This window comes from Nonomuraea sp. SBT364, from assembly GCF_001083785.1.
Lineage (GTDB): Bacteria > Actinomycetota > Actinomycetes > Streptosporangiales > Streptosporangiaceae > Nonomuraea.
The window spans coordinates 64,955-87,291 of sequence record NZ_LAVL01000017.1; the positions used below are offsets into that span (position 1 = coordinate 64,955).

The following is a 22,337-nucleotide window of genomic DNA, read 5'->3' on the forward strand; positions in this document are numbered from 1 at the left end:
TGCCGGTGGCCTCTACGCCGGTCGGTCCGACTCCGGTGGGCCGGACGCCGGTCGTGCCGATGCCGGCAGGCGCCATCCTGGCCGGCACGACTCCGTCCCCCCTGATGCGAGCCGGCCGGATGCCGTCCGGTCCGGTGAGGGCCGGTCCGATGGCGCGCCCGCCCGGTTCAGACATGGCACGCCACCCGGCTTCCTGCGGCAGCGGCCGACTTCCGCCAAGGGGCCGCGGAACGGCTCACCCCCGCCGAGCGGAGCGTCACCCGCATCCGGGGGTGTGCCACCCGCGCCCGGAGGTGTGTCATCCGCGCCCGAGAGCGCGTCGCCCTCTTATGGAGGCGCGTCGCCCGGGGCCGGTGATGCGGGGCAGGCGTTCGGTGGCGGATCATCCGCGTCCGTCAGCACCGGGCCCATGTCCGGCGCAACTCCGCAGGGCGCAGGGCCGCTGACCGGAGAACCGCGCACCTCGGGACCGCCCATCCAGGCATCCCAGTCGAACGGCGCACACCAGCCCCTGTGGACCCCGGACTCTCCCCAGGGCCGCCCCCCTGAACCCCAGGACGCCCCGCCTGCGGGCGCCCACCACGCCCAGCCTCCCAGGACCACCACCCCGCTCGGCACCGTGATGCCGGGCTCGCCCAACGGCGCCGCGAACTGGCTGGCAGGGCCGCCGTACAGAGCGGCTCCGGAGCCACCCAACGGCCCGCCGGCGAGCGCAACGCCGGGTTCGCCGAACGGGACGGCGGCAGGTACGACGCCGACCTCTCCGAACGGCTCGGCGACGGGTAGGACACCGGGATCGCCGTACGGGAGGGCGCGGTCGTCCAACGGGACGGCGGGCACGACGCCGCCGGCACCGAACGGGGCGGCGGCGGGTGCGATGCCCGGCTGCTCGGCGTGGGCGGGCACGTCCGCCCCGGCGAACGGCCAGGCCGCGCCGCAAGCCGGACGAGCCACCCCGAACGGCCCCGCACCGACCTCGAAGCGAGCCGCCCGGCCGGCACCGGAGCCGGGCGAGCCGCCCGAGCCGTCGTCGCAGCCGGTCGCGTCGCCCGAGGAGGCGTCGGCGAGACCGATCCCCTGGCCCGAGGAGGTGTCCGCGAGACCGATCCCCTGGCCAGGGGAGACGCCGGCGCGACCCGTCACCTGGCTGAGGGAGTCTCGCCAGGCAGCGGGGACGTCCCCGGGGTGGGGCGAGGCGGTCACGGGACCCGTGGCCGGTCGGGCGCAGGTGGCCGGCGACGGGCGCTGGGCGAGAGGGCGCGGGACGGCGGACTACGACTGGTTCGACTGGCCGCATCGGCCGCCGAAGCTGGCCGACAGCAGGCCGTACGGGATGCCGGGCGGGCTGGTGCCGCCGGACCCGCAGGTGGAGAGGGACCTGGTGGCGGCCGTGACGCCGGGGACGCGCTTCCCCGATCCGCGCGGCACGTGGGTGCGGCTGGTCAACGGCGGCGGCCCGGCGGACGACCCGTTCCGGGTGTCCAACGCCGCCGACTGCGCGCTGGCCGTCCTGTCCACGTGGCACGGCGAGCCGGCGGCGTCGGCGCCGAGGATGCCCGAGTACGACCGGGTGGGGCGGCCGCTGCTCACCGGTGAGTCCGGGAGCACGGCGCGGATGGAACGCTGGATAGGGCAGCGCTTCCAGCACGCGGGGCAGGGGCGGCACGCGTACCCGATGGTGGCGCGGCGGCTGCTGGAGGCGGGGCACGGCGCGTCGGCGGTCATCGTGGTGCGCTGGCCGGGCGGCGGGACGCACGCCTGGAACGCGGTGAACTATCACGGTGAGGTGATCTGGATCGACGCGCAGCGCGGGCACATGGCGGTCGAGCCGCCGTACCTGACCGTGACCGGGGTGTTCTGCGTGATCCTCGACCGGCAGGGGCAGCCGCGATGAACATGGATCAGGCCAGGGCGATGGCGGAGGAGTACTTCAACGGGGTGCGCCCGGCCGGGGAGGCGCTGTCGGTGGGGATCCACGCGTTCGCCGAGGGGTACGTGGCGTGGGTGCGTGAGCTGGAGCCTGACGATCCGGCGCGGCTGCCCGACGGGGTGGGGGGCGGTTGCGTGGTGATCGACAGGGCCACGGGCGAGGTGGTGGCGCGGCCGCTGCTCGACCCGGAGTCGGTGGCCGAGCTGTGGCCGGGGCACCGGCCCCGGTGACGCATCGGTGAGGTCGGGCGCCGCCCCCGAAAGACGCCCGACCCACTATCCCCTCTATCCGTATTTCGCGGCCTTTATCCGCATTTATCCAATTTTCATCACGTCGCCAGCGAGCCGACGATCGACGCGCGGGCGGCGCGACGGGCCGGCAGGACCGCGGCGACCGCCCCCGCCAGCCCCGACAACACGACGAACAGCGCGATCTGCCACGGCGACGCCGAGAAGACCGCCCCCGTCAGCATCGCCCGCACCGCCGCCCAGCCGAACACCACTCCCAGCACCACGCCCACCAGCGCGCCGATCAGCCCGAGCACCAGCGCCTCCACCGAGAGCATCCGCCGCAACTGCGGCCTGGTGAGCCCGAGCGCCCTGAGCAACGCCGATTCCCTGGTCCGCTCGTACACCGACAGCGACAGGGTGTTGGCGATGCCGAGCAGCGAGATGAGGATCGCCAGCCCGAGCAGACCCGTGATGATCATGAGAACCATGTCGAGCGTCTGGTCGAACTCCCCGCGGATCTCGGTCGAGCTCATCACCTGGACGGTCGGATGGCCGGCCGTGGCGGCGTCCACCACGGCGCGCGCCTGATCGGCGGGCACGCCGTCGCGGATGTTCAGCACCACGTTGCTGTCGGGCACCGCCCCGAACACCTCGTCGAACTGCGGCGCGGCCAGCGTGATCGTCGGCAGCGGCGACTCGCCCCCGGCGAAGACGGCGACCACCTCCAGCTTGACGTCCCCGGCCCGCTCGGCGGTGACCGACAGGGTGTCGCCGACCTTGACGCCCAGGTCGGCGGCGGCATGGTCGGCGATCGCGGCCTTGCCGGGCGCGAGCGCGGTCATCGAGCCGGACGACACCTCCGGCTTCAGGGGACCCTGGTAGGCGCCCACCTGGACCTTGACCCCGCCCGACGTGCTCATCGTGTCGCGGATCTGCACCACGCCCGACAGCTCCGGCGCGGCCCGCAGCTTCTCGGCGACGGACCGCGGGATGCTGGAGTCACGCGACTGGGTGGTGAGCTGGTAGTCGACGGGGAACTGGTTGTCGAGCTTGACCGTCACCGAGGCCCGGGTGGACGCCGTGATGACCGAGATGAGCGTCATCAGCGTCACGCCGACGGTCAGCGCCACGGTCGTGGTCGCGGCCCGCCTGGGGTTGCGCCCGGAGTTGTCCACCGCCAGCCTGCCCGGCACCCCGAACAGCTTGGCCGGGATCCAGCCCACCACCGCGCTCAGCGGCCTGACCAGCACCGGGCCCAGGATCAGCACGCCGAGGAAGGTCAGCACGCCGCCCGCCATCACCACGAGCAGCGAGATCTCCTCGCCGGGGTTCATCGCCAGCGCCCCCACACCGGCCGCGCCGATGCCCGCCAGCAGGAACAGCGCGGCGAACCCGGCACGCAGCGCGCCGGTGCGGAACGTCTGCTCCTCCACCTGCGTGCGCAGCGCCGCGATCGGCGCGACCCGGGTGGCGGTACGGGCGGGCAGCACCGCCGCGCCGACCGTGACCGCGAGGCCGACGGCCAGACCGATGCCGATCGTGCCCGGCGCGAGCCGCATCGCCGCCTCGGTGGGCAGCGGAGCCTCCAGCGCCCGCAGGACGGCCAGCGTGACCGCGCTCAGCCCGTACCCGGCGGCCAGGCCCAGCACCGACGCGACCAGCCCGACCACCGCCGACTCGATGAGCACCGAGCCGAACACCTGGCCGCGCGTCGCCCCGATGCACCGCAGCAGCGCCATCTCCCTGGTGCGCTGCGCGACGAGGATGTTGAAGGTGTTGTAGATGACCAGCGTCGCCACCAGCATCGCCACCAGGCCGAACATCAGCAGCCCGAGAGTGAGCATCTCGATCTCCAGCCCGGCCGCCCTGGCCAGGTCGGCGGCCAACTCGTCGCCGGTCTTGACGACGTGCCCGGCGCCCGCCGCCGCCGCGACGGCCCGCTCCAGCGCGACCGGGTCGGCGCCCGCGACGTCGATCTCGGCGAACTCCCGCTCGCCCGTCATCCGCTGCGCCGTCGCCGTGGTGAACCCCACCGCCCCGGTGAACGCCAGTTCCTGGTCCACGCCGGGATCGAAGAGCCCCACCAGCTTGAACGGGTGCTCGCGCTGCTTGGCGTCGAGCACCGTGATCGTGTCGCCGACCTGGAAGCCCTCGGCCTCGGCGGTGTTCTCGTCGAGCACGGCCGCCTGGTCGTCGCTGCCCGGCCCGGTGCCGCTCACGATCGTGGTGCGGGCCAGCACGCCCGGCACCACGGAGATCGCCGTCGTCGGCATGCTGCCCACGGCCTTGCCGTCCTTGCCCAGCAGCGGCGCGCTGCCGCGCACCAGCCCCTGCGCGTCCTCGACGCCCGGCACGGCGCGCACCCGCCCGAGCGTCTCCGGCGCGATGCCGTCACTGCCCTCACCGGGCAGTACGGCCACCGCGACCTTCCCGGCGTCGGCCGTGACACGCTCGGCGAACCCGTCCTGGACCGTGTCGTTCAGCACGAACGTGCCCGTGATGAACGCCACCCCCAGCATGATCGCGAGCGAGGTGAGCAGCAGCCGGAGCTTGTGCGCGCGCAGCCCCGCCCTGGCGGTCCTCAGCACCTCACGCCTCCAGCTTCATCAGCGTGTCGAGCACCGACTGCGGCGTCGGCGAGGTGATCTCGGTGACCAGCGAGCCGTCCCGCAGGAACACCACCCGGTCGGCGTACGAGGCCGCCGTCGGGTCGTGCGTGACCATGACGATGGTCTGGCCTAGCTCACGCACCGAGGTACGCAGGAACGACAGCACCTCCGCGCCGCTGCGCGAGTCGAGGTTGCCCGTCGGCTCGTCGGCGAAGATCACCTGCGGCTTGCTGATCAGCGCCCTGGCCACGGCCACGCGCTGCTGCTGCCCGCCGGACAGCTCGTTCGGCCGGTGGCTCAGGCGATCCTTCAGCCCGACCGTCTCGATGACCCGGTCGAACAGCACCCGGTCCGGCTGCCGGGCGGAGATCTCCAGAGGCAGCCGGATGTTCTCCTCGGCGGTCAGCGTCGGCAGCAGGTTGAACGCCTGGAAGATGAAGCCGATCCGCTCCCGGCGCAGCAACGTCAGCTGCTTGTCGCCGAGCCCGGTCAGCTCCACGTCACCGATGTGCACGGTGCCGGTCGTCGCGGTGTCGAGCCCGGCCAGGCAGTGCATCAGCGTCGACTTGCCCGAGCCGGACGGGCCCATGATCGCGGTGAAGGCGCCGGTGGCGAAGGCCACGTCCACCTCGCGCAGGGCATGCACCCGGGCGTCGCCCTGGCCGTACACCTTGGACAGGCCCCTGGCCACCACTGCCGGCGGGGCCTGGCGCGGGGTATCGGTGAGAGTCACGTTCACTCCTCGTCGTACGAAAAGAACGTGACTCACGCTAGGGCTGGAAAAATCGCAGTTCGTGGGCCTTGAGGAGGGACTTCGTGTAGGACCCTGGATGACCCGGGTCAGCCGTTCGGCCGATGCGACGGCACCACCAGCCCGGCCTCGTAGGCGTAGACCACCACCTGCGCCCGGTCCCGCAGCCCCAGCTTGGCCAGCACCCGGCCCAGATGCGTCTTCACCGTCGCCTCCGCCACCTCCAGCTCGGCGGCGATCTCCAGGTTGGAACGGCCTCGCGCCACCATGAGCAGCACCTCCCGCTCACGCGGCGTCAGCTCCGTCGCCGCCGCCGGCTCCTCCGTCGGCAGGAACGTGGCGAACCTGTCGAGCATCCGCTTCAGCGTCGTCGGCGCCACCACGGCCTCGCCCGCGTGCACCGACCGGATCGCCGTCACCAGCTCGGCCGTCGGCACGTCCTTCAGCAGGAACCCCGACGCGCCCGCCCTGATCGCCGCGAACGCGTACTCGTCCAGGTCGAACGTGGTCAGGACCAGCACCTTCGGCCCGGTGATGTGCTTGATCGCCTCGACGCCGTCCATCCGCGGCATCCGCACGTCCATGAGGACGACGTCCACCTCGGCCGTGCGCAGCACCTCGATCGCCTCCTGGCCGTCGCCCGCCTCGGCCACCACCTCGATGCCGGGCTGGGCGCCCAGCACCATGCGGAACCCCGCCCGCAGCAACTGCTGATCGTCGACCAGCATCACCCGAATCATCCGCCGCTCCCCCTAAGCCGCTCTGGACTCGGCCGTCGGCAGCCGCGCCAGCACCTCGAACCCGCCACCCGCCCGGGGCCCGGCCGTGACCGCGCCCCCGTACATCGTCACCCTCTCCCGCATGCCCACCAGGCCGTGCCCGCCCGTCTCGACCGGCGCCGCCGCGCCCCGGCCGTCGTCGGTCACCCGCACGACCAGCTCCGGGCCGCTGTAGCGCAGTTCGACCTGTGCCCGGACGCCCGGCCCGCCGTGCTTGAGCGCGTTCGTCAGCGCCTCCTGCACGATCCGGTAGACGGCCAGTTGCTTGCCCTCGGTCAGCTCGGCCCGCCGGCCCGTGACCCGCAGCCGCGCGGGCACGCCCGACGCCCGCACCAGCTCGTCGAGCTGCGCCAGCCCGGGCTGCGGCGTGTAGTCGGTGCCGCCGCCGTCCTGCCGCAGCACCCCGACCAGCCGCCGCATCTCGGCCAGCGCCTCCCGGCCCGTCTTGGAGATGGTCCGCACGGCCAGCCGCGCCTGCTCCGGGTCGCCGTCGATCGCGTAGCCCGCGCCGTCGGCCTGCACCACCATCACGCTCACGTTGTGCGCCACCACGTCGTGCAGCTCCCTGGCGATCCTGGCTCGCTCGGCGGCGGCCGCCATCCGGGCCTGGTGGTCACGTTCGCGCTCGGCCCGCTCGGCCCGCTCCTCCAGGCCCTCCAGATAGCGGCGGCGCGTGCTCGCGTACAGGCCCGTCAGCCAGAGCGACATGACGAAGATCGTGCTGGTGGTGAACATGCCCAGCGTCGGCGTGTCCCACTGCTCCAGCGCCAGGAACACGCCCAGCTCCGCCACCGCCAGCGCCGCGAGCGCCCACCGGAACGCGCACTGGTAGACCACCGCCCACAGCGCCACCAGCACCGACAGGTTGGCGGGCACCACCTCGACCTGAGCCGCCCACTGCGCGAAACTGACCAGCGAAACGACGGCGAAGGCCGTCAGCGGCCGGTGCCGCCACAGCAGCGGCAGCAGCAGCGCCAGCGTCAGCACCGTGTAGACGGGCGCGTCGAGCGGGGGCAGCGACCCTTCCGGCGCGTACGTCAGGTAAGGCACGATGGGCACCAGGCACAGCAGCGCCAAAGGAGCCACCCGCAGGGCGTCCATGAGTTTCGCATGGCGCCTCGACCACGCCCGTACCCTGCCGAACACATCATCACGATACGTACGGCAGAGGGTGGGTTGGGTCAGTCTTTAGGGTGAAGTACGCGTACGACCCTGGTCTTACACGGGTCTTACGGGGGAGCGGGCAAGGTAGTCCATGGGAGCGCCCTCCGGGGCGAGTAAAGGGAGATCGTGATGGCGGATCATGATCGCGATGCCGGGTCGCGCGGCGACGAGGAAGCTCCGCGCGACCCGAACCGCCCGGAAGGCCACGCCGAGACGCTGCGCAACGCGGCAGAGGACACACAGGTCTTACCCGACCCCTCGCCCGACCCTGCGCACGCCATCGGCCCGGCGGCTCCCGCCGCCCCGTCCGGCCACCCGGTGTCCCCGCCCGTCCGGCCGGTCCCGCCACCACCCCAGCCCGGCACCTTCCGGGACTTCGTACGCCAGAAGCCGGCCCAGATCATCGGCGCCGGACTGCTCGGCCTCCTGGCCGGCGTGCTGATCGGCGCCCTCGCCGTCGTCATGCTCACCGCCTGGGCCGACCACCGCGCCGGCAGCCGGGACCACTCAGGCTGGGACCACCCCCGCTGGGGCGACAGCCGCGTGCATCCCGGCTATCCCGGTTATCCCGGCTTTCACGAGTGCCGCCCCGTCCCCGGCGGCATGTTCTGCGGACCGGCCGGTCGCCCGGGCCTGGCGCCCTCGCCGACCATGCCGCCGCCCAAACCGGTTCCCTCGGTCACGGTCACCGCCATCCCCACGCGCACGGGCTAGAGTTTCCCCGCCCGAAAGAGTCGAGACCGGGGACCGGCATGCAAGCGCACCACACCCATCCGCAGGACGTCGTCGTCCTCGTGCCCGACGAGCGTGGCCTGGCGGCCCTGTCAGCCGTCGCCGGCCTGCGACCGCTCCGCTACGACGTACGCGCCCCGCTGCCTCCCGGCGCCGCCGAGGCCCGCGCCATGGTCGTCCCCTCCCGCCCGGTCGACCGCGTCCTGGCCCTGATCGCCGACCTGCCGGAGCTCCGCCTCGTCCAGACGCTCAGCGCCGGCACCGACCAGTGGCAGGGCCGCCTGCCCGCCGGCGTCGCCCTCTCCAACGCCCGCGGCGCCCACGGCGCGGCCGTCGCCGAGTGGGCGGCCGCCGCCCTCCTGGCCCTCTACAGGGGCCTGCCCGGCTTCGCCGCCGACCAGGCCGCGGCCCGCTGGCGCCCCCGTATGACCGAGTCGCTGTCGGGCAAGCGGGTGCTCATCCTCGGCGCCGGCGACCTCGGCGGCCGGCTCCGCGCCTGCCTGGAACCGTTCGGCGCCCGCGTCACCATGGTCGCCCGCCACGCCCGCGACGGCATCCACCCCATGGCCGACCTCCCGCGCCTGCTGCCCGACCACGACGTGGTGGCCCTGATGCTGCCGCACACCCCGGCCACGCACCACCTGGCGGACAAGGAGTTCCTCGGCCGGATGCGCGACGGCGCCATCCTCCTCAACGCCGCCCGCGGCCCCATCGTCGACACCGACGCCCTGCTCGACGAGACCCGCTCGGGCCGCCTGCGCGCCATCCTCGACGTCACCGACCCCGAACCGCTCCCGGACGACCACCCGCTGTGGCACTCCCCGGGCGTCCTCATCACCCCGCACGTCGCGGGCACCATCCCGGAAGCCGACGAACGCTCCTGGCAGGTCGCGGCTACCCAGCTCGGCCAATTCGCCCGAGGCGAACAACCAGCAAACCTGGTCGTCTGACACGCGACCGCGTGGGTGAAAAGTAGGGCCGGTGGGATTCGAACCCACACGAACAGCCACCTAAAGACTGCGCCTCTGCCATTGGGCTACGACCCCTTAACCTTTCCCTTACCGGCGAAGTTCGCGGTTTGGGAGTGGTAATTCGGGCAGAGAAAGCGCAGATTCCCCATGCGATTGTCAAGCCAATCGCCGTTCATATGGTCTACATGGAGCGTTAGCGGCTTGCCCTGCCACGTCCCGCCAATCTTACAGCCTGCGCACGTGTAGGGAAGCCCGGCTTCTTGCAGGGCCCGACGGAGCGCGGGTGCCTTCTCGTGGATGGAGCCGGGTGGGCGGAGAACGAGGATCTCCAGGTAGGGGCGGAGCGCGGGAGAGCTCTTGCCCTTTCCGTGAGCACGCCCTACGAAGTGTGACGTGTCGATGCCGAAGTGCTTGAGGCGGCGGCTGATGTGGGCATGGCTCCCGCCGGTCCATCTGATGCCCAGGTGGCGGAGCACGTCGGCGACGCTGAGCGACTTCGCCGCCGCCTCCGCGAGCAACTCCCGCGTGTATTTCTGGTGAGCAGCCATGCCACGACATTAGAAAACGGGGCCGACATTTTTACTGCTCCACCGGAATGCGAATATGGGCTATTTCTGCAATGGGGGGAAATGTCGCGGGCCCCGGTGGGGGCCCGCGGTGGGTCAGGCGAGGCCGAGCTTCTTCTTCAGGCTCGCCACGTGACCGGTGGCCTTCACGTTGTAGAGGGCCTGCTCGATCTTGCCGTCGGCGTCGATGACGAACGTGGAGCGGATGACGCCCACGACTTCCTTGCCGTAGAGCTTCTTGGTGCCGTACGCGCCGTACGCCTTGTGGATTTCCAGGCCGGGGTCCGACAGGAGGGGGAAGGTCAGCGCGTCGCGTTCGGCGAACTTGGCGAGCTTTTCCGGCTTGTCCTTCGACACGCCGAGGACGACGAAGCCGTCGGCGGTGAGCTGGGCGAGACTGTCGCGGAAGTCGCAGGCCTGCTTGGTGCAGCCGGGAGTCATCGCGGCGGGGTAGAAATAGAGGATCACCCGCTTGCCGCGGTAGGCGTCGAGGGAGATCTCGTCGCCGCCGGCGGTGGGCAGCGCGAACTCGGGGGCGGCGTCGCCGGGGGCGAGCCTGGTCTCGGTCATGGGTCCTCCAGGAGTTTCTCCAGGAAAACCTACCTGGCCGCCCGCCGTGCCGTACGGCGTGCGGACCTGACAGACTGATCAGGACAGGTATGGGCACGGGCAGGAGCGCGGCCGAGAGGAGAGTCATGGCTGACACCGATCCCGACGAGCTGGAGCGGCGCATCGCGCGGACGCGGGCGGAGCTGGCGCAGACGGTCGACGCGATCGCCGACCGGGTGAGCCCGAAGCGTGTGGCCGAGCGCACGGTGGCGGACGTGAAGTCCCGGGCGGGGAGTCTCGCGGCTTCGGTCACCGATGCGCTGGGGATGTCGCAGCGGTCGGTGGAGTTCGGCGACGACCCGGACCGGTTGTGGGACGACGAGGCGCCCAGTCTGGCGCCGGTGCTGATCGGGGTGGGCGCGGTGCTGGTGATCGGCGCGGCCGTGGTCCTGTGGCGGCGCCGCCGCCGCTGACCGGCGCCCGGCGCGATCACCGGTCAACCGATCCCGGCCGACCGGCCCGGCCGAAGCGACGGGGCCGGACGGGACGACTGGGCCTCAGGGGGGTTACAGGAACGTGTGGCCCTCGCCTCTGTAGGTGGCGGCGGTCTCGGTGATCGTGTCGCCGTCGACGAGGTGGAGGGCGTCGAAGCGCTCGCACAGCTCGCCCGCCTTGGCGTGCCTGAACCAGACGCGGTCGCCGATGCGCAGGTCCTCGGCGGGCGCGCCGATGAGCGGGGTCTGCACCTCGCCCGCGCCCTCGTCGGGCGCGTAGCGCAGGCCGGCGGGCAGGTACGGCTGCGGCAGGCGGCTGGGCCCGGCGGAGCCGGAGGCGGGATAGCCGCCGCCGAGCACGGTGACGGTGTCGCGCGCCGGGCGGCGCACCACGGGGAGCGCGAACAGGGCGGCCGGGTGGCCGCTGAAGCGGCTGTAGAAGTCGAACAGCCTGGGGTGGAAGAGGCCGGATCCGGCGGCGACCTCGGTGACGGCCTTCTCGCGTACGGTGCGTTCGATGGAGCCGGTGCCGCCGCCGTTGACGAACTCCAGGTCGGCGATCTGGCGGACGGCGTTCACGATGCGGCCGCGGCGCAGCACGAGCTCGCGGGCCGACAGGGTCTGCATGGCCCTGACGAGGCGGGCGTAGGCGGCTCTGGCTTGGGGGGCGTCGCCGACCCCGGCGATCTGGGCCTCGTACGCGAGCAGTCCGGCCAGGCGGTAGCCGGGGCGTTTGGCGATGGTGGCGGCCAGGTCGGCGGCGTGGTCGAGCTCGCGGACGGGGGAGCGAAGCACCCCCGCCCGAAATTTCCCACCAAAGGCCAAAAATCCGGCGTCGATGTCCATGCATATCCGGATCTCGTGGCGCGGGTGTACGCCCGCTACCGCATGGTCCATGAACGCCAGGTGCTCCGCCGAGTCCACGGTCAGCGTGATCGCCTCCGCGGCCTCCGGGGAGCCCGCCAGCGCGGCCAGCGCCCGGCGGTCGGCCGTCGGGTACGCCACCAGGATGTCGGTGAACCCCTGCTCCACCAGCCAGAGCGCCTCGGGCAGGGTGAAGGCCATCAGCCCGCGGAACCCGTCCATGGCCAGCACCCGCTCCAGCACCGCCCGGGACCGCACCGACTTGGTGGCCACCCGGATCGGCTTGCCGGCGGCCCGGCGTACCAGGCTGCGGGCATTGGCGCGCATCGCCTCCAGGTCGAGGATCGCGAACGGCGGATCGAGAGCGGCCGTGGCCCTGTCGTAGCGCTGGCGGTCATCCATACCGGCAGCGTAAACCAGGTAAATCGGACATGGCAGGCTTGACGGCCAGCCGGTGGGGAGAGTGGGCCGGCGTGCCCAGCCTGGCGGTTCGCGGAACACCGGGGCAAGCGATCCCGGGGGCGTCGGCCCGCGAACATACCCGGCGCATACCGGCGGCACGCAACCACGGCATATCCGCCCATTGATCGCCCGGCCCGTAATGATCCTGCAAACGGGCGGCGGGGGCGCGGTCGAGCCGGTGGGGGAGCCGTGTACCTCTGGTCGTTGTGATGACCACGCTCCAGCAGATACTGCCCGGTGCGGCCGTCGCCGCTCAGGACACCCCGCTCCGCAGGTCCAACCGGGTGCTCAGACCCGCCCGCACGCCCGCCGCGGTGCTGGTGGCCCTGCTGCTGACCGCCGCGCTCGGGCTGACCTGCGCCGAGGTGGTGGCTTCGCTGCTGGGCGCGCCGCTCCGCTGGGTGCCGGTCAACCGGGCCGCCGAGCTGGCGTCCGCGTCCACCTGGGCCCAGCTGGACGCCGTCGCCGTCGCGTTCTGCGGCGCGGGCGCGGTGCTGCTGCTGCTCGCGCTGCTGCCCGGCCGCTCCCGGCTGGTGCCGGTGGAGACCGGCGACCCGCTGATCGTCATCGGCATCACCCGCTCGGGACTGCGCCGTACGCTCCGGGCCGTCGCCCAGGACGTGGACGGCGTGCGCCGGGCTCAGGTACGGCTGCGCAGGCGGCGCATCGAGGTCACCGTCGTGACCGGGGCGGAGAGCTCGGGCACCATGCTCAGGCAGGTCGGCAACGCGGTGGGCGACCGCCTGGCGGGCGTGGGCACGCTGGCCGCGGGCGAGGTCGTGGTGCGGCTGCGCAGGAGGGGCCTGTGATGCGGCAGTACGCGGGCAACCGGATCGGCCTGGCCGTCGTCGGCGCGGTGCTGCTGGCGGCCGGGGGTTACGCCTGGCTGCGCGGCCACGACAAGCTGGCGGGCCTGTCGCCGAAGGCCAGGGTGCTGCCGGAGCGCACCGCGCGGGAGGCCGCCGAGCAGCCGTGGGCGCTCTGGGTGGTGGCGCTGGTGCTGCTGGTGCTCGCCCTGCTCACGCTGCGCTGGCTGCTGCTGAGCCTCGGCTGGGGCCGCTACGGCGCACGTTCGGGCACCGGGACCGCGATGCTCTGCGTCGGGCTCAAGGACGTCGAGGGGCTGGCCAGGGCCGGGGTGCGGGTCGTCGGTGCGGGCGCCAGGCTGCGCATCGGCCTGACCTGCCCGGCGGCCACGGACGTCGGCGCCGTCGTGGCCAAGCTGGACCGCGAGATCGTCGGCCGGATCCGCCGGGAGGTCCGCGACGACGAGCTCGGCGCCGTGGTCCGCATCCACGTCCGCCGATGACCTCGCGGTGACCGGCGGACGCGTTCAGCACTCGATGACGTTGACCGCGAGGCCGCCGCGGGAGGTCTCCTTGTACTTGTCTAGCATGTCGCGGCCGGTGTCGCGCATGGTCTTGATGGCCTTGTCCAGCGACACGTGGTGCCGGCCGTCGCCGCGCAGCGCGATGCGGGCGGCGGTGATGGCCTTGATGGAGGCCACCGCGTTGCGTTCGATGCACGGGATCTGGACCAGGCCGCCGATGGGGTCGCAGGTCAGGCCCAGGTTGTGCTCGATGCCGATCTCGGCGGCGTTCTCCACCTGCTCGGGGGTGCCGCCGAGGACCTCGGTGAGGCCGGCCGAGGCCATCGAGCAGGCCGAGCCCACCTCGCCCTGGCAGCCGACCTCGGCGCCGGAGATGGAGGCGTTCTCCTTGAACAGCACGCCGATCGCGGCGGCCGTGAGGAGGAAGCGGACCACGCCGTCGTCGTCGGCGTTCGGGGTGAAGCGGGAGTAGTAGGTCAGGACGGCGGGGATGATGCCGGCCGCGCCGTTGGTGGGCGCGGTGACGATGCGGCCGCCCGCGGCGTTCTCCTCGTTGACCGCCAGCGCGAACAGGGAGACCCAGTCCATCGCCTGGAGCGGGTCGTGCTCGGCGGACTCGGTCTGGAGGCGGCGGTGCAGGCGGTTGGCGCGGCGCTTGACCTTGAGGCCGCCGGGCAGCACGCCCTCCTGCGCGATGCCGCGCCGGACGCACTCGGACATGACCTGCCACAGGTGCAGGATCCCGGCGCGGATCTCGGCCTCGGAGCGGCCGAACGCCTTCTCGTTCTCCATCATGAGGGCGGAGATCGACAGGCCGGTGTTGGAGCAGTGCTTGAGCAGTTCCTCGGCCGTGGTGAAGGGGTAGGGCAGCACGGTGTCGTCCGGTTTGATGCGGTCGGCGCCGGTGGCCTTCTCGTCCACGACGAAGCCGCCGCCGACCGAGAAGTAGACCTTCTCCCGGAGCGTGCCGCCCGACTCGTCGAACGCGGTGAAGCGCATGCCGTTCGGGTGCTCGGGCAGCGAGATCTTCCGCTCGAAGACCAGGTCCCGGCCCACGACGAAGGGGATCTCGCGGGTGCCGTACAGCATGACGGTGCCGGAGGCGCGCATGGCGGTCAGCCGGTCGTCGATGGAGTCGACGTCCACCAGCTCGGGCTTCTCGCCCGAAAGGCCCAGCAGGACGGCCTTGTCGCTGCCGTGGCCCTTGCCGGTGAGACCGAGTGAGCCGTACAGGATGGCCTCGACGCGCGTGGTGCGCTCCAGCAGGCCGTCCTCTTGCAGGCCGCGCGCGAACTTGTGCGCGGCGGCCATCGGGCCGCCCGTGTGGGAGCTTGACGGGCCGATGCCGACCTTGAAGAGGTCGAAGACGCTGATCGCCATTGACGCGCCTTTCAGGAGGGCCGGGGCCCGGTCACGGGCCCCGGCGGTCGTTTCAGGAGTCGCCCGAGGTGAGGGCGGAGTATTCCTCGGGCGTCAGCAGGTCCTGCGGGTCGCCGTCCACGCGCACCCGGAACATCCAGCCGTCGCCGTAGGGGTCGGTGTTGGCCAGCGACGGGTCGTCCACCACGGCCTGGTTGATCTCGACGACCTCACCGCCGACCGGGGTGTAGATCTCGCTCACGGACTTGGTCGACTCGACCTCGCCCACCGAGTCGCCCGCCTCGATGACCGCGCCGGCCTCGGGGAGCTGCACGAAGACGACGTCACCCAGGGCCTCGGCGGCGAACGCCGTGATGCCGATGGTCACGGTGATCCCGTCGTCGAGCCCGGCAACCCACTCGTGCTCCTTGGTGTAGCTCAGCTCGTCAGGGATGTTGCTCACTTGTTCCTCCTGTAGAAGGGCAGCTCGACCAAGTCCATGGGTTCTTGGCTGCCCCGGATGTCCACGGCCAGACCTTCGCTGGCCCCGGTGTCGACGTAGGCCATCGCGATGGGCTTGCCCAGGGTCTGGGAAGGCGCCCCGCTGGTGACCTCGCCGACGACGGCACCGTCCTTGGTGACCGGGTAGCCGTGGCGCGGCACCCGGCGGCCCCGGGCGACCAGGCCGACGAGCCGCCGCCCGGGGGCGGTGTCCTTGACCGCCTCCAGCGCCGTCCTGCCGACGAAGTCGCCCGGCTTGTCGAATTTCACCACCCTGCCCAGCCCCGCGTCGAACGGGGTCAGCTCCGCGCTCAACTCGTTGCCGTAGAGCGGCATGCCCGCCTCCAGGCGGAGCGTGTCGCGGCTGGACAGCCCCGCGGGCTTGATCCCGTACGGCTCGCCGGCCGCCATCAGGGCGTGCCAGAGCGGCACGGCGTCCTGGTCGGCCACGAACAGCTCGAAGCCGTCCTCGCCGGTGTAGCCGGTGCGGGCGATGAGCGCCTGCCGCCCGTCGACGACGCCGGGCAGGCCCGCGTAGTACTTGAGCCCGGCCAGGTCGGCGTCGGTGAGCGTGGCGAGGATCTCCTGCGCGCGCGGGCCCTGCACCGCGATCAGCGCGTACTGCTCGGAACGATCGTCGACCACCGCGTCGTACGACTTCGCGCGATTTTTCAGCTCTGCATCGACCATTTCGTAGTTCGACGCGTTGGCCACGACCATGAACTCCTCGTCACCGAGCCGGTAGACGATGAGGTCGTCGAGCACCCCGCCGCGCTCGTCCACGATCATGGTGTAGCGCGCCCGGCCGGTCGCCAGCGCGGACAGGTGGCCCACCAGCGCGTAGTCGAGCGCCTCGGCGGCCTGCCTGCCGGTCACGAAGATCTCGCCCATGTGCGAGAGGTCGAACAGCCCGGCCGCCTGCCGGACCGCGTTGTGCTCGGCGGACTCGCTGCCGTAGCGCAGCGGCATCAGCCAGCCGGCGAAGTCGGTGAGCGTGGCGCCCAGGCTCTCGTGGACGTCTCGCAGCGGTGTCGGTCGGGACATGGGGCGCACCTCAGGGCAGAGTCGGATGCCAGCATCCTCCCCCTCTGTCATCGATGCCTGAGAGCTTCGCCCGGGTTTTGCCGGACTTTCACCTTCGGCGAGGCCAGCAGGCCTGCTTTCCAGAGGTCACCTCGTCCGCGCGGTCCTTTGCCTTGAGAGGTTCGCGGGGAGGGCTTGCTCCTTCAGGGGCCCTGACCGGCTGTCAGGACGCTCTCCCGCACGGTTTCGTCGGTGATGTCCGCAAGCCTAGTGGGGTCACGGCGCTGTTGTCGCGCCCTGAACCGCAGGGCGGCCGGACCCGTCCTAGAGGTATGAGACGGATGACCCCGTTCCTCGCCCTGGCGGTGGGCCTGGCGGCCTGCGGCACCCAGAGTGGCGCCGCCACCGCGCCCCCGCGCTACACGGCGACGGTGACCGTGCTGGAGGACAAGACGCACGGCCCGCAGATGTGCATGTTGGTCCAGACGTCGATGCCGCCGCAGTGCGCCGGCCCCGACGTGATGGGCTGGGACTGGAGCAAGGTGCGCCACGAGTCCGAGGGCGGCACCCGCTGGGGCCTGTACGCGCTCACCGGCACCTGGGACGGCGACCGGCTCACGCTCACCGAGCCGCCGCGCGAGCCGGAGCCGCGTCAAGAGCCCCGGGAGCCGGCCAAGCTCGAAACCCCGTGTCCCGCGCCCGAAGGCGGATGGCGGCCGGTCAACCTGGCGAGGACGACGCTGGAGGCCATGCAGAAGGCGTCGGAGCGGGCAAGCACGGCGGAGGATTTCGCGGGCTCCTGGCTGGACCACCTCATCGAGAAGCAGCCGAAGGACGGCGAGGACCACTCCCGCGACGTCGTCCTGAACGTGGCCTTCACCGGCGACCTGGCAGGCCGGGAGGAGTGGATCCGCGAGGTGTGGGGCGGCGCGCTCTGCGTCAGCCGCGCCGCCTACAGCGAGAAGGAGCTCGCCCGCGTCCAGGAGCAGGTCATGAAGGAGAAGGGCGTGGTGTCCGCCGGGCACCGCGGCAACCGGGTGGAGCTGATCATGTGGCTGGCCACCCCCGAGCAGCGGGAGCGCCTGGCCGCCAGGTACGGCGGCGCCCTCGTGGTGGAGGACGTCCTGCAGCCGGTCCGATAGTTGATGGCCGCGTGCGGGCCGGTCATGGCAGAGGCGGCCCGCACGCGGGGTCAGCGAGGGATCAGACGCGCGCCCACAGCGCGGGCACGTTGGCCGGCTCCCAGCCGGGCAGGCTGGTGTGCGCCTGGAGGCACCGGTAGCCGGCGCCCTGGTAGGTGACCACGTCACCGGCGGCGTACGCGGTCCAGGCGGCCCAGGCGTCGCCGCCCGTGTCGCCGCCCACGGTCAGCGAGAACGACGCCGACCGGTCGGCGCTCGCCCCGTCGCCGTTGAGACTGATCGGATGCGTGCCCGCCGCCGCCCCCGCGGTGGTGGCGATGGTCACGGTCGACGACTGGCCCGCCGTGACCGTCTGCGGGCTGAAGGTCACGCCGACCCCGGCCGGCACGCCGCCCGCCGACAGCGTGACGCTCTGCGCCTGCCCGGAGGTCACCCTGGTGCTGACGGTCGCGGTGACCGAGCCGCCCGGCTCGACCGACGCGGACGCCGGGCTCACCGAGATCGCGTAGTCGTCGGCGGGCGGGTTCTCCGAGCCGACCGCGAGCTTCCACAGCGCGTACGCGATGGCGTCGGTGTTGCGGTCCAGCGCGGCGGTGTTGACGTTGGCCGGGTAGGTGTCGCAGGCGCTGTGGTAGCAGCGGTCGAACGGCGCGTTCGCGGTGCCGCCCCACTTGGCCGCCTGCGCCTGCGTCTTGTACGCGCCCGCGCCGGTGGCCAGGCCGCCGACCCGGACCCCGGCGTTCTTGAACGAGGCGTGGTCGCTGCGCCCGTCACCCTCCCGGTCGGGGTCGGGCTGCACCCCGATCGAGGTGAAGTACTCGGTGAACGCCTGCCGCAGCGTCGCGTCGTCGTCGTAGACGAAGTAGCCCGCGTTCGTGGAGGAGATCATGTCGAAGTTCAGGTACGCCTCCACGCCCTGGGCGCCGCCGTTCTGCACGTAGTAGCGGGAGCCGATCAGGCCCTGCTCCTCCGCGCCCCACCAGCCGAAGCGCACGTGCTTGGTGAGCGCCGGGTTCCTGGCGGCCAGGGTGAGCGCGACCTCCAGCAGCGCGCCGGAGCCCGAGCCGTTGTCGTTGATGCCCGGCCCGGACGTGACGCCGTCGAGGTGCGCGCCGAGCATGATGACCGGGCCGGCCGGACCGCCTCGCCAGTCGGCGATCAGATTGCTGCCGCCGCTGAAGCTCTGCACCCGGGTGGTGTACCCGGCCGCGTCGAGCTTGCCCCTGATGTAGTTCAGCGAGGCGGTGAAGCCCGGCCGGCCCGAGGCCCGGTTTCCTCCGTTGGCGTTGGCGATCTGCTGGAACTGAGCCAGATGCGCCGTCACGGCGGCGACCGGGATGTCCGGGGCGGTTTCCGCGGCGGCATGGCCCGCCTGCGGTTGTAAGAAGGTCAGCGCCAGCGCGAGCGTCGCGACAGCGCCCATGGTGAGTTTCACGGTGTTCCGCCTGTCTGAGGAAAAGGGGGCGGCCACCCCGGCGTGACCGCCCGGTCAAGAGGGTCAGATCCGCTGCCAGAGGGCCGGCACGAGGTTCGGCTCCCAGCCGGGCAGGCTGGTGTGCGCCTGCAGGCACCGGTAACTGGCGCCCTGGTGGGTGACGACGTCCCCGGTCGCGTACGGGGTCCACGGCGCCCAGGCGTCACCCTGGTCACCGCCCACCGTCAGGCTGAACGTGGCCGAGCGGTCGACGCTCGCCCCGTCGGCGTCGAGGCCGATCTGATAGGTGCCCGGCGCGACGCCGGCGGTGGTGGCGATCGTGACCGCGGACGACTGGCCCGAGGTGATCGCCGGCGGGCTGAAGGTCACGGTGACCCCGGCGGGCGCGCCGCTCGCCGCCAGCGTGACGCTCTGCGCGTCTCCGGAGGTGACCTGGGTGCCCAGCGTGGCCGTGGCGGAGCCGCCCGGCTGCACCGACGCCGACGACGGGTTCACGGTGACCGAGAAGTCGTCGGCGACCTCGCCGAGTTGCAGGTTGTAGGTCGCGGTCCGGTCCATGTCGGCGCCGTCGGCCGTCACCGTGATCGAGTGAGCGCCCTGCGGGCTGGAGGCGGACGTGGTGAGCGTGAGCGTGGAGCTCTGGCCGGCCTGGATCGTGGCCGGGCTGAACGACGCGGTCACGCCCGAGGGCAGGCCGCTCGCCCGCAGCGTGATCGACTGCGCGGAGCCGCCGGTCACGGTGGTGCGGACGGTCGTGGTGGCCGTGCCGCCCGGCTGCGCGCCGCCGGAGGCGGGGTCCAGCGTCATGGAGAACTCGTTGCCCTGGTTGCAGGGCTGCTCGCCGGTCTGCGGGCGGACGTTCACGCCGTCCCAGGCGGCCTTGACCACGTTGTACTCGGCGCAGCCGGTGTAGAGGGTCCTGGCGGCGTTGAGCGTGGCGACGCGGGCCTTGGCGTGCGTCCACGGCTGCGTCTTGGTGTTGAGCGCGGTCATGAAGATCTCGCCGGCCTTGCGGATGCCGATGCCGGTGATCGCGCCGCCGCTGTCGCAGCGGGTGCTGGCGGGCTTGCCGGCCGGGTTGGTGCCCTCGGCCAGCAGGTAGAACCAGTGGTTCTGCGGTCCGGCCGCCGCGTGCACCTCGGTGTTCGGGATCGAGGCGCTGTAGCAGTTGGGGTGGTTGAGAGCCTGCGGGTTGTACATGTTCCTGATCGGCCCGCTGCCGGCCGGGTTGACCTTCTCGCCCACCAGGTAGTCGGGGGCGTCGTTCGGATTCTGGGCGTACGCCTCGGTCAGGGCGCCGAAGATGTCACCCGTCGACTCGTTCAGGCCGCCGGCCTCGTTGCCGCTGCCCGCGCCGCCGCCGCCGGAGAACTGGAAGACGCCGTGCCCGAACTCGTGGGCGACCACGTCGATCGAGGTGAGCTGGGCGCTGCCGGCCTGGTTGCGGCCGAAGTTGGCGTAGGAGCCGTACCAGTAGGCGTTGACCGCCGACAGGCCGACGCGGGACGGGTAGCCGCCGCCCTGGCCGTTGACGCCGCTGCGGCCGAGCCAGTCGCGCAGCATGTCCCACTGCTCCTGGGCCGCGTACAGGGCGTCGACGCAGGCGGTCTCCAGGTTCGTGCCGCTGCCGTTGCCCCAGGTGTCGGTGGACTTGGTGTACGGCTGGCCGTTCTGGCCGCCGCACTGGACACCGGGGCGGTTCGGGTCGCGCATCGTGTAGGACGGCGTGGTGTCGATGGAGACGTTGCCGACGTGGTGGCCGTTGCCGGTGCCCGCCCTGACCTCGTCCCACGCGTCGACGACCTTGCCGGTGCGCGCGTCCACGTACACGTGCAGGATGCTCGGGCGGTCGGCGGCGCTGACGACGACCTCCCACGTCAGCCGGGGCGTCTCGGTGGCGGCGTGCACGACGAGCTTCGGCGTGGCCACGCTGGCCACCTCGGTCCCGGCCCGCTTCCTGGCGGTGACGGCCGCGGCGGCGGCGGTGATCCTCGCCCTGACGTCCACGTCGATGGTGGCGCGCTGGCCGGTGGTGACGGTGTTGACGACCGCGCCCGACTCGTCGGTGGCCACGACGACGTCGCCGCCGTAGACGGGCAGGCCCCGGTGGGTGCGGGCGTAGGTGAGGAACTGCAGGCCGCGCACGCCGGCGACGGCGGACGACAGCGCGAACTCGTCCTCGGCGGCGGCCTTGAGCACCGCCGGTTCGGCGAGCAGGACGCTGCTCGCGGTGGTGAGCGCGTTGCGGCGTTCGTCCGGAGTGGGGGGATCGGTCACCCGCATCGCCTGGGCGCTCGTGGCGCCCGCGAGCGAGCTGGTGATCAGGGCTAACGCGAGCGTGGCGGCAGCCCCCAACCTGAGTCTGGGGTTCACTCTCTGGCTCCTACGGGGGGTGTGGAGTGGAAGAGCCCCGGCCGGCTGGGGTCACTCAAACCATGCCATCGCGAGTACGAAAACTGGTACCCAACATTTTCCTATAACGTCACGCTATGGCCATGATCGAGGGGCCCGTGGCGCTTCAGCCATGCCCGGTAGACCGGCGCCCGCATGGACTCTGACCAGTACGTCTTGGTCACCGTGTGGACCAGGTCGGCGGCGTGCGCGGCGAGCGGGCCGCGGGCCGACCAGCCCACCAGGTGCCGGAAGCGCAGCGGGGTCCCGGACAGCGGGCGCAGCGTCACCCGGCCCCGGGCGGGCGCGGTCGCCTGGAAGAGTCCGATGCAGCGGCCCTCGGAGATCAGGTCGAGCGCCACGTCGAGATTCACGCCGTAGGACATGCGGGGCTCGAAGCCGCGCTCGGCGCAGGCGGCCCAGAAGTGCTCGCGCGGGCCGGCCTCGATCACCGGCGGCAGCGCCCAGTCGGCGTCCGCCAGGTCGGCCAGCTCCACCTCGTCCTGCCCGGCCAGCGGGTGGTCGTGCGCCAGGCCCACGAACAGCGGCTCGGTCGCGATCACCCCGTACACCGCGCCCCGAGGCGGCGACAGCTCGTGCCCGGGGTAGTCGTCCAGCGTGGCGAGCTCGATCCGCTCGGCGGCCAGCAGGCCGGGCAGCGGGTCCAGCGACTGCTCGGTGCGCAGGCTGACGTCGGCGTCGGGGAGCAGCGTGCGCAGGCTCTTGGCCACGTAGATCGCCAGCCGGGTGGGCGCGCAGCCGACCCGGATGCGGGCGTGGCCGGCGGCCTCGGCGCGCCTCAGGGTGTCGCGCTCCAGTTCCTCGAAGGCGGGCAGCAGCGACCGCGACCTGACCAGCAGCCACGCGCCGAGCGGGGTGGCCGTGACGCCGTCGGGCCCGCGCTCGAACAGGGGGCCGCCGATGCGCCGCTCGATCCGCTGGAGCTGCGCGGCCAGGGCGGGCTGGGACATCCCCAGGGCCGCCGCGGCCCGGGAGATGCTCCCGCTGTCGGCGATCGCGCACAGCACCCGGAGGTGTCGCACCTCGAGTTCCAC

Annotated in this window: 22 protein-coding genes, 1 tRNA gene and 2 riboswitches; of the genes, 8 read left to right on the top strand and 15 right to left on the bottom strand. The window is 72.4% G+C overall.

The window, feature by feature from the left end:
• Window positions 1–327: 327 nt before the first annotated feature.
• Entirely contained in the window at window positions 328–1,143 is an 816-nt protein-coding gene (locus ADY59_RS11410; protein WP_049561161.1) for a hypothetical protein, read from the bottom strand.
• A 67-nt stretch (window positions 1,144–1,210) separates the two neighbouring features.
• Between ADY59_RS11410 and ADY59_RS11415 the strand changes: the two genes are divergently transcribed.
• Entirely contained in the window at window positions 1,211–1,894 is a 684-nt protein-coding gene (locus tag ADY59_RS11415; RefSeq protein WP_231618663.1) for a toxin glutamine deamidase domain-containing protein, read from the top strand.
• Window positions 1,891–2,160 carry a hypothetical protein gene (locus ADY59_RS11420; RefSeq protein WP_049561164.1) on the top strand — a complete coding sequence of 90 codons (270 nt, stop codon included), beginning with the start codon at window positions 1,891–1,893 and terminating at the stop codon, window positions 2,158–2,160. Before ADY59_RS11415 ends, ADY59_RS11420 begins: the two co-directional genes overlap by 4 nt.
• A 98-nt stretch (window positions 2,161–2,258) precedes the next feature.
• Here ADY59_RS11420 and ADY59_RS11425 read toward each other — a convergent pair whose 3' ends face one another.
• The 4 genes from ADY59_RS11425 to ADY59_RS11440 form a co-directional block, all read right to left on the bottom strand.
• Complete coding sequence (locus tag ADY59_RS11425) at window positions 2,259–4,748, bottom strand: ABC transporter permease (protein ID WP_049561165.1); 2,490 nt, start codon at window positions 4,746–4,748, stop codon at window positions 2,259–2,261.
• A 1-nt stretch (window position 4,749) separates the two neighbouring features.
• Entirely contained in the window at window positions 4,750–5,502 is a 753-nt protein-coding gene (locus tag ADY59_RS11430; RefSeq protein ID WP_049561167.1) for an ABC transporter ATP-binding protein, read from the bottom strand.
• A 107-nt stretch (window positions 5,503–5,609) separates the two neighbouring features.
• Entirely contained in the window at window positions 5,610–6,260 is a 651-nt protein-coding gene (locus ADY59_RS11435) for a response regulator transcription factor (RefSeq protein ID WP_049561170.1), read from the bottom strand.
• A gap of 12 nt (window positions 6,261–6,272) precedes the next feature.
• Window positions 6,273–7,445 carry a histidine kinase gene (locus tag ADY59_RS11440; RefSeq protein WP_082310031.1) on the bottom strand — a complete coding sequence of 391 codons (1,173 nt, stop codon included), beginning with the start codon at window positions 7,443–7,445 and terminating at the stop codon, window positions 6,273–6,275.
• A gap of 147 nt (window positions 7,446–7,592) precedes the next feature.
• Here ADY59_RS11440 and ADY59_RS11445 point away from each other — a divergent pair, with 147 nt between their 5' ends.
• A complete protein-coding gene (locus ADY59_RS11445) occupies window positions 7,593–8,177 on the top strand; it encodes a hypothetical protein (RefSeq protein WP_049561174.1) in 585 nt (194 codons plus the stop codon).
• A gap of 38 nt (window positions 8,178–8,215) precedes the next feature.
• Window positions 8,216–9,145, top strand: coding sequence for a 2-hydroxyacid dehydrogenase (locus ADY59_RS11450; RefSeq protein WP_049561176.1), 930 nt, complete (start codon window positions 8,216–8,218; stop codon window positions 9,143–9,145).
• A gap of 23 nt (window positions 9,146–9,168) precedes the next feature.
• Here the strand turns inward: ADY59_RS11450 and ADY59_RS11455 are convergent.
• The 3 genes from ADY59_RS11455 to bcp all read right to left on the bottom strand — a co-directional run bounded on the left by ADY59_RS11455 (window position 9,169) and on the right by bcp (window position 10,302).
• A tRNA-Leu gene (locus tag ADY59_RS11455) sits at window positions 9,169–9,241 on the bottom strand.
• Window positions 9,232–9,714 (bottom strand): HNH endonuclease, encoded by a 483-nt coding sequence (locus ADY59_RS11460; protein WP_049561262.1) that lies wholly within the window; start codon window positions 9,712–9,714, stop codon window positions 9,232–9,234. Before ADY59_RS11460 ends, ADY59_RS11455 begins: the two co-directional genes overlap by 10 nt.
• Before the next feature lie 114 nt (window positions 9,715–9,828).
• On the bottom strand, window positions 9,829–10,302 hold the full coding sequence (gene bcp, locus ADY59_RS11465; RefSeq protein WP_049561179.1) for a thioredoxin-dependent thiol peroxidase: 474 nt from the start codon (window positions 10,300–10,302) through the stop codon (window positions 9,829–9,831).
• 125 nt (window positions 10,303–10,427) lie between these two features.
• On the opposite strand from bcp, the gene ADY59_RS11470 reads away from it, so the two are divergent.
• A complete protein-coding gene (locus tag ADY59_RS11470) occupies window positions 10,428–10,754 on the top strand; it encodes a DUF3618 domain-containing protein (protein ID WP_049561181.1) in 327 nt (108 codons plus the stop codon).
• A gap of 93 nt (window positions 10,755–10,847) precedes the next feature.
• Here the strand turns inward: ADY59_RS11470 and ADY59_RS11475 are convergent, their stop codons facing one another.
• Window positions 10,848–12,041 carry an amino acid deaminase/aldolase gene (locus ADY59_RS11475; RefSeq protein ID WP_049561185.1) on the bottom strand — a complete coding sequence of 398 codons (1,194 nt, stop codon included), beginning with the start codon at window positions 12,039–12,041 and terminating at the stop codon, window positions 10,848–10,850.
• A 269-nt stretch (window positions 12,042–12,310) separates the two neighbouring features.
• On the opposite strand from ADY59_RS11475, the gene ADY59_RS11480 reads away from it, so the two are divergent.
• Entirely contained in the window at window positions 12,311–12,910 is a 600-nt protein-coding gene (locus tag ADY59_RS11480; protein ID WP_049561189.1) for a DUF6286 domain-containing protein, read from the top strand.
• Window positions 12,907–13,410 carry a hypothetical protein gene (locus tag ADY59_RS49810; protein ID WP_156325422.1) on the top strand — a complete coding sequence of 168 codons (504 nt, stop codon included), beginning with the start codon at window positions 12,907–12,909 and terminating at the stop codon, window positions 13,408–13,410. The genes ADY59_RS11480 and ADY59_RS49810 overlap by 4 nt, the downstream gene beginning before the upstream one ends.
• A 24-nt stretch (window positions 13,411–13,434) precedes the next feature.
• Here the strand turns inward: ADY59_RS49810 and ADY59_RS11490 are convergent, their stop codons facing one another.
• The 3 genes from ADY59_RS11490 to gcvT are packed head-to-tail and all read right to left on the bottom strand — an operon-like array spanning window position 13,435 to window position 16,335.
• A complete protein-coding gene (locus ADY59_RS11490) occupies window positions 13,435–14,811 on the bottom strand; it encodes an L-serine ammonia-lyase (protein WP_049561194.1) in 1,377 nt (458 codons plus the stop codon).
• A 52-nt stretch (window positions 14,812–14,863) separates the two neighbouring features.
• On the bottom strand, window positions 14,864–15,253 hold the full coding sequence (gene gcvH, locus ADY59_RS11495) for a glycine cleavage system protein GcvH (protein ID WP_049561195.1): 390 nt from the start codon (window positions 15,251–15,253) through the stop codon (window positions 14,864–14,866).
• A complete protein-coding gene (gcvT, locus tag ADY59_RS11500; RefSeq protein ID WP_049561197.1) occupies window positions 15,250–16,335 on the bottom strand; it encodes a glycine cleavage system aminomethyltransferase GcvT in 1,086 nt (361 codons plus the stop codon). Before gcvT ends, gcvH begins: the two co-directional genes overlap by 4 nt.
• Window positions 16,336–16,369: 34 nt before the next feature.
• Window positions 16,370–16,465: riboswitch (glycine riboswitch) on the bottom strand.
• Window positions 16,466–16,563: riboswitch (glycine riboswitch) on the bottom strand.
• 83 nt (window positions 16,564–16,646) lie between these two features.
• On the opposite strand from gcvT, the gene ADY59_RS11505 reads away from it, so the two are divergent.
• Window positions 16,647–17,456 (top strand): hypothetical protein, encoded by an 810-nt coding sequence (locus ADY59_RS11505; protein WP_156325423.1) that lies wholly within the window; start codon window positions 16,647–16,649, stop codon window positions 17,454–17,456.
• Window positions 17,457–17,517: 61 nt separating this feature from the next.
• Here the strand turns inward: ADY59_RS11505 and ADY59_RS11510 are convergent, their stop codons facing one another.
• The 3 genes from ADY59_RS11510 to ADY59_RS11520 all read right to left on the bottom strand — a co-directional run bounded on the left by ADY59_RS11510 (window position 17,518) and on the right by ADY59_RS11520 (window position 22,337).
• A complete protein-coding gene (locus ADY59_RS11510; protein ID WP_053174658.1) occupies window positions 17,518–18,879 on the bottom strand; it encodes a M28 family peptidase in 1,362 nt (453 codons plus the stop codon).
• Window positions 18,880–18,954: 75 nt separating this feature from the next.
• On the bottom strand, window positions 18,955–21,264 hold the full coding sequence (locus ADY59_RS11515) for a M4 family metallopeptidase (protein WP_063780632.1): 2,310 nt from the start codon (window positions 21,262–21,264) through the stop codon (window positions 18,955–18,957).
• Window positions 21,265–21,365: 101 nt separating this feature from the next.
• Window positions 21,366–22,337, bottom strand: coding sequence for a LysR family transcriptional regulator (locus ADY59_RS11520; RefSeq protein WP_049561201.1), 972 nt, complete (start codon window positions 22,335–22,337; stop codon window positions 21,366–21,368).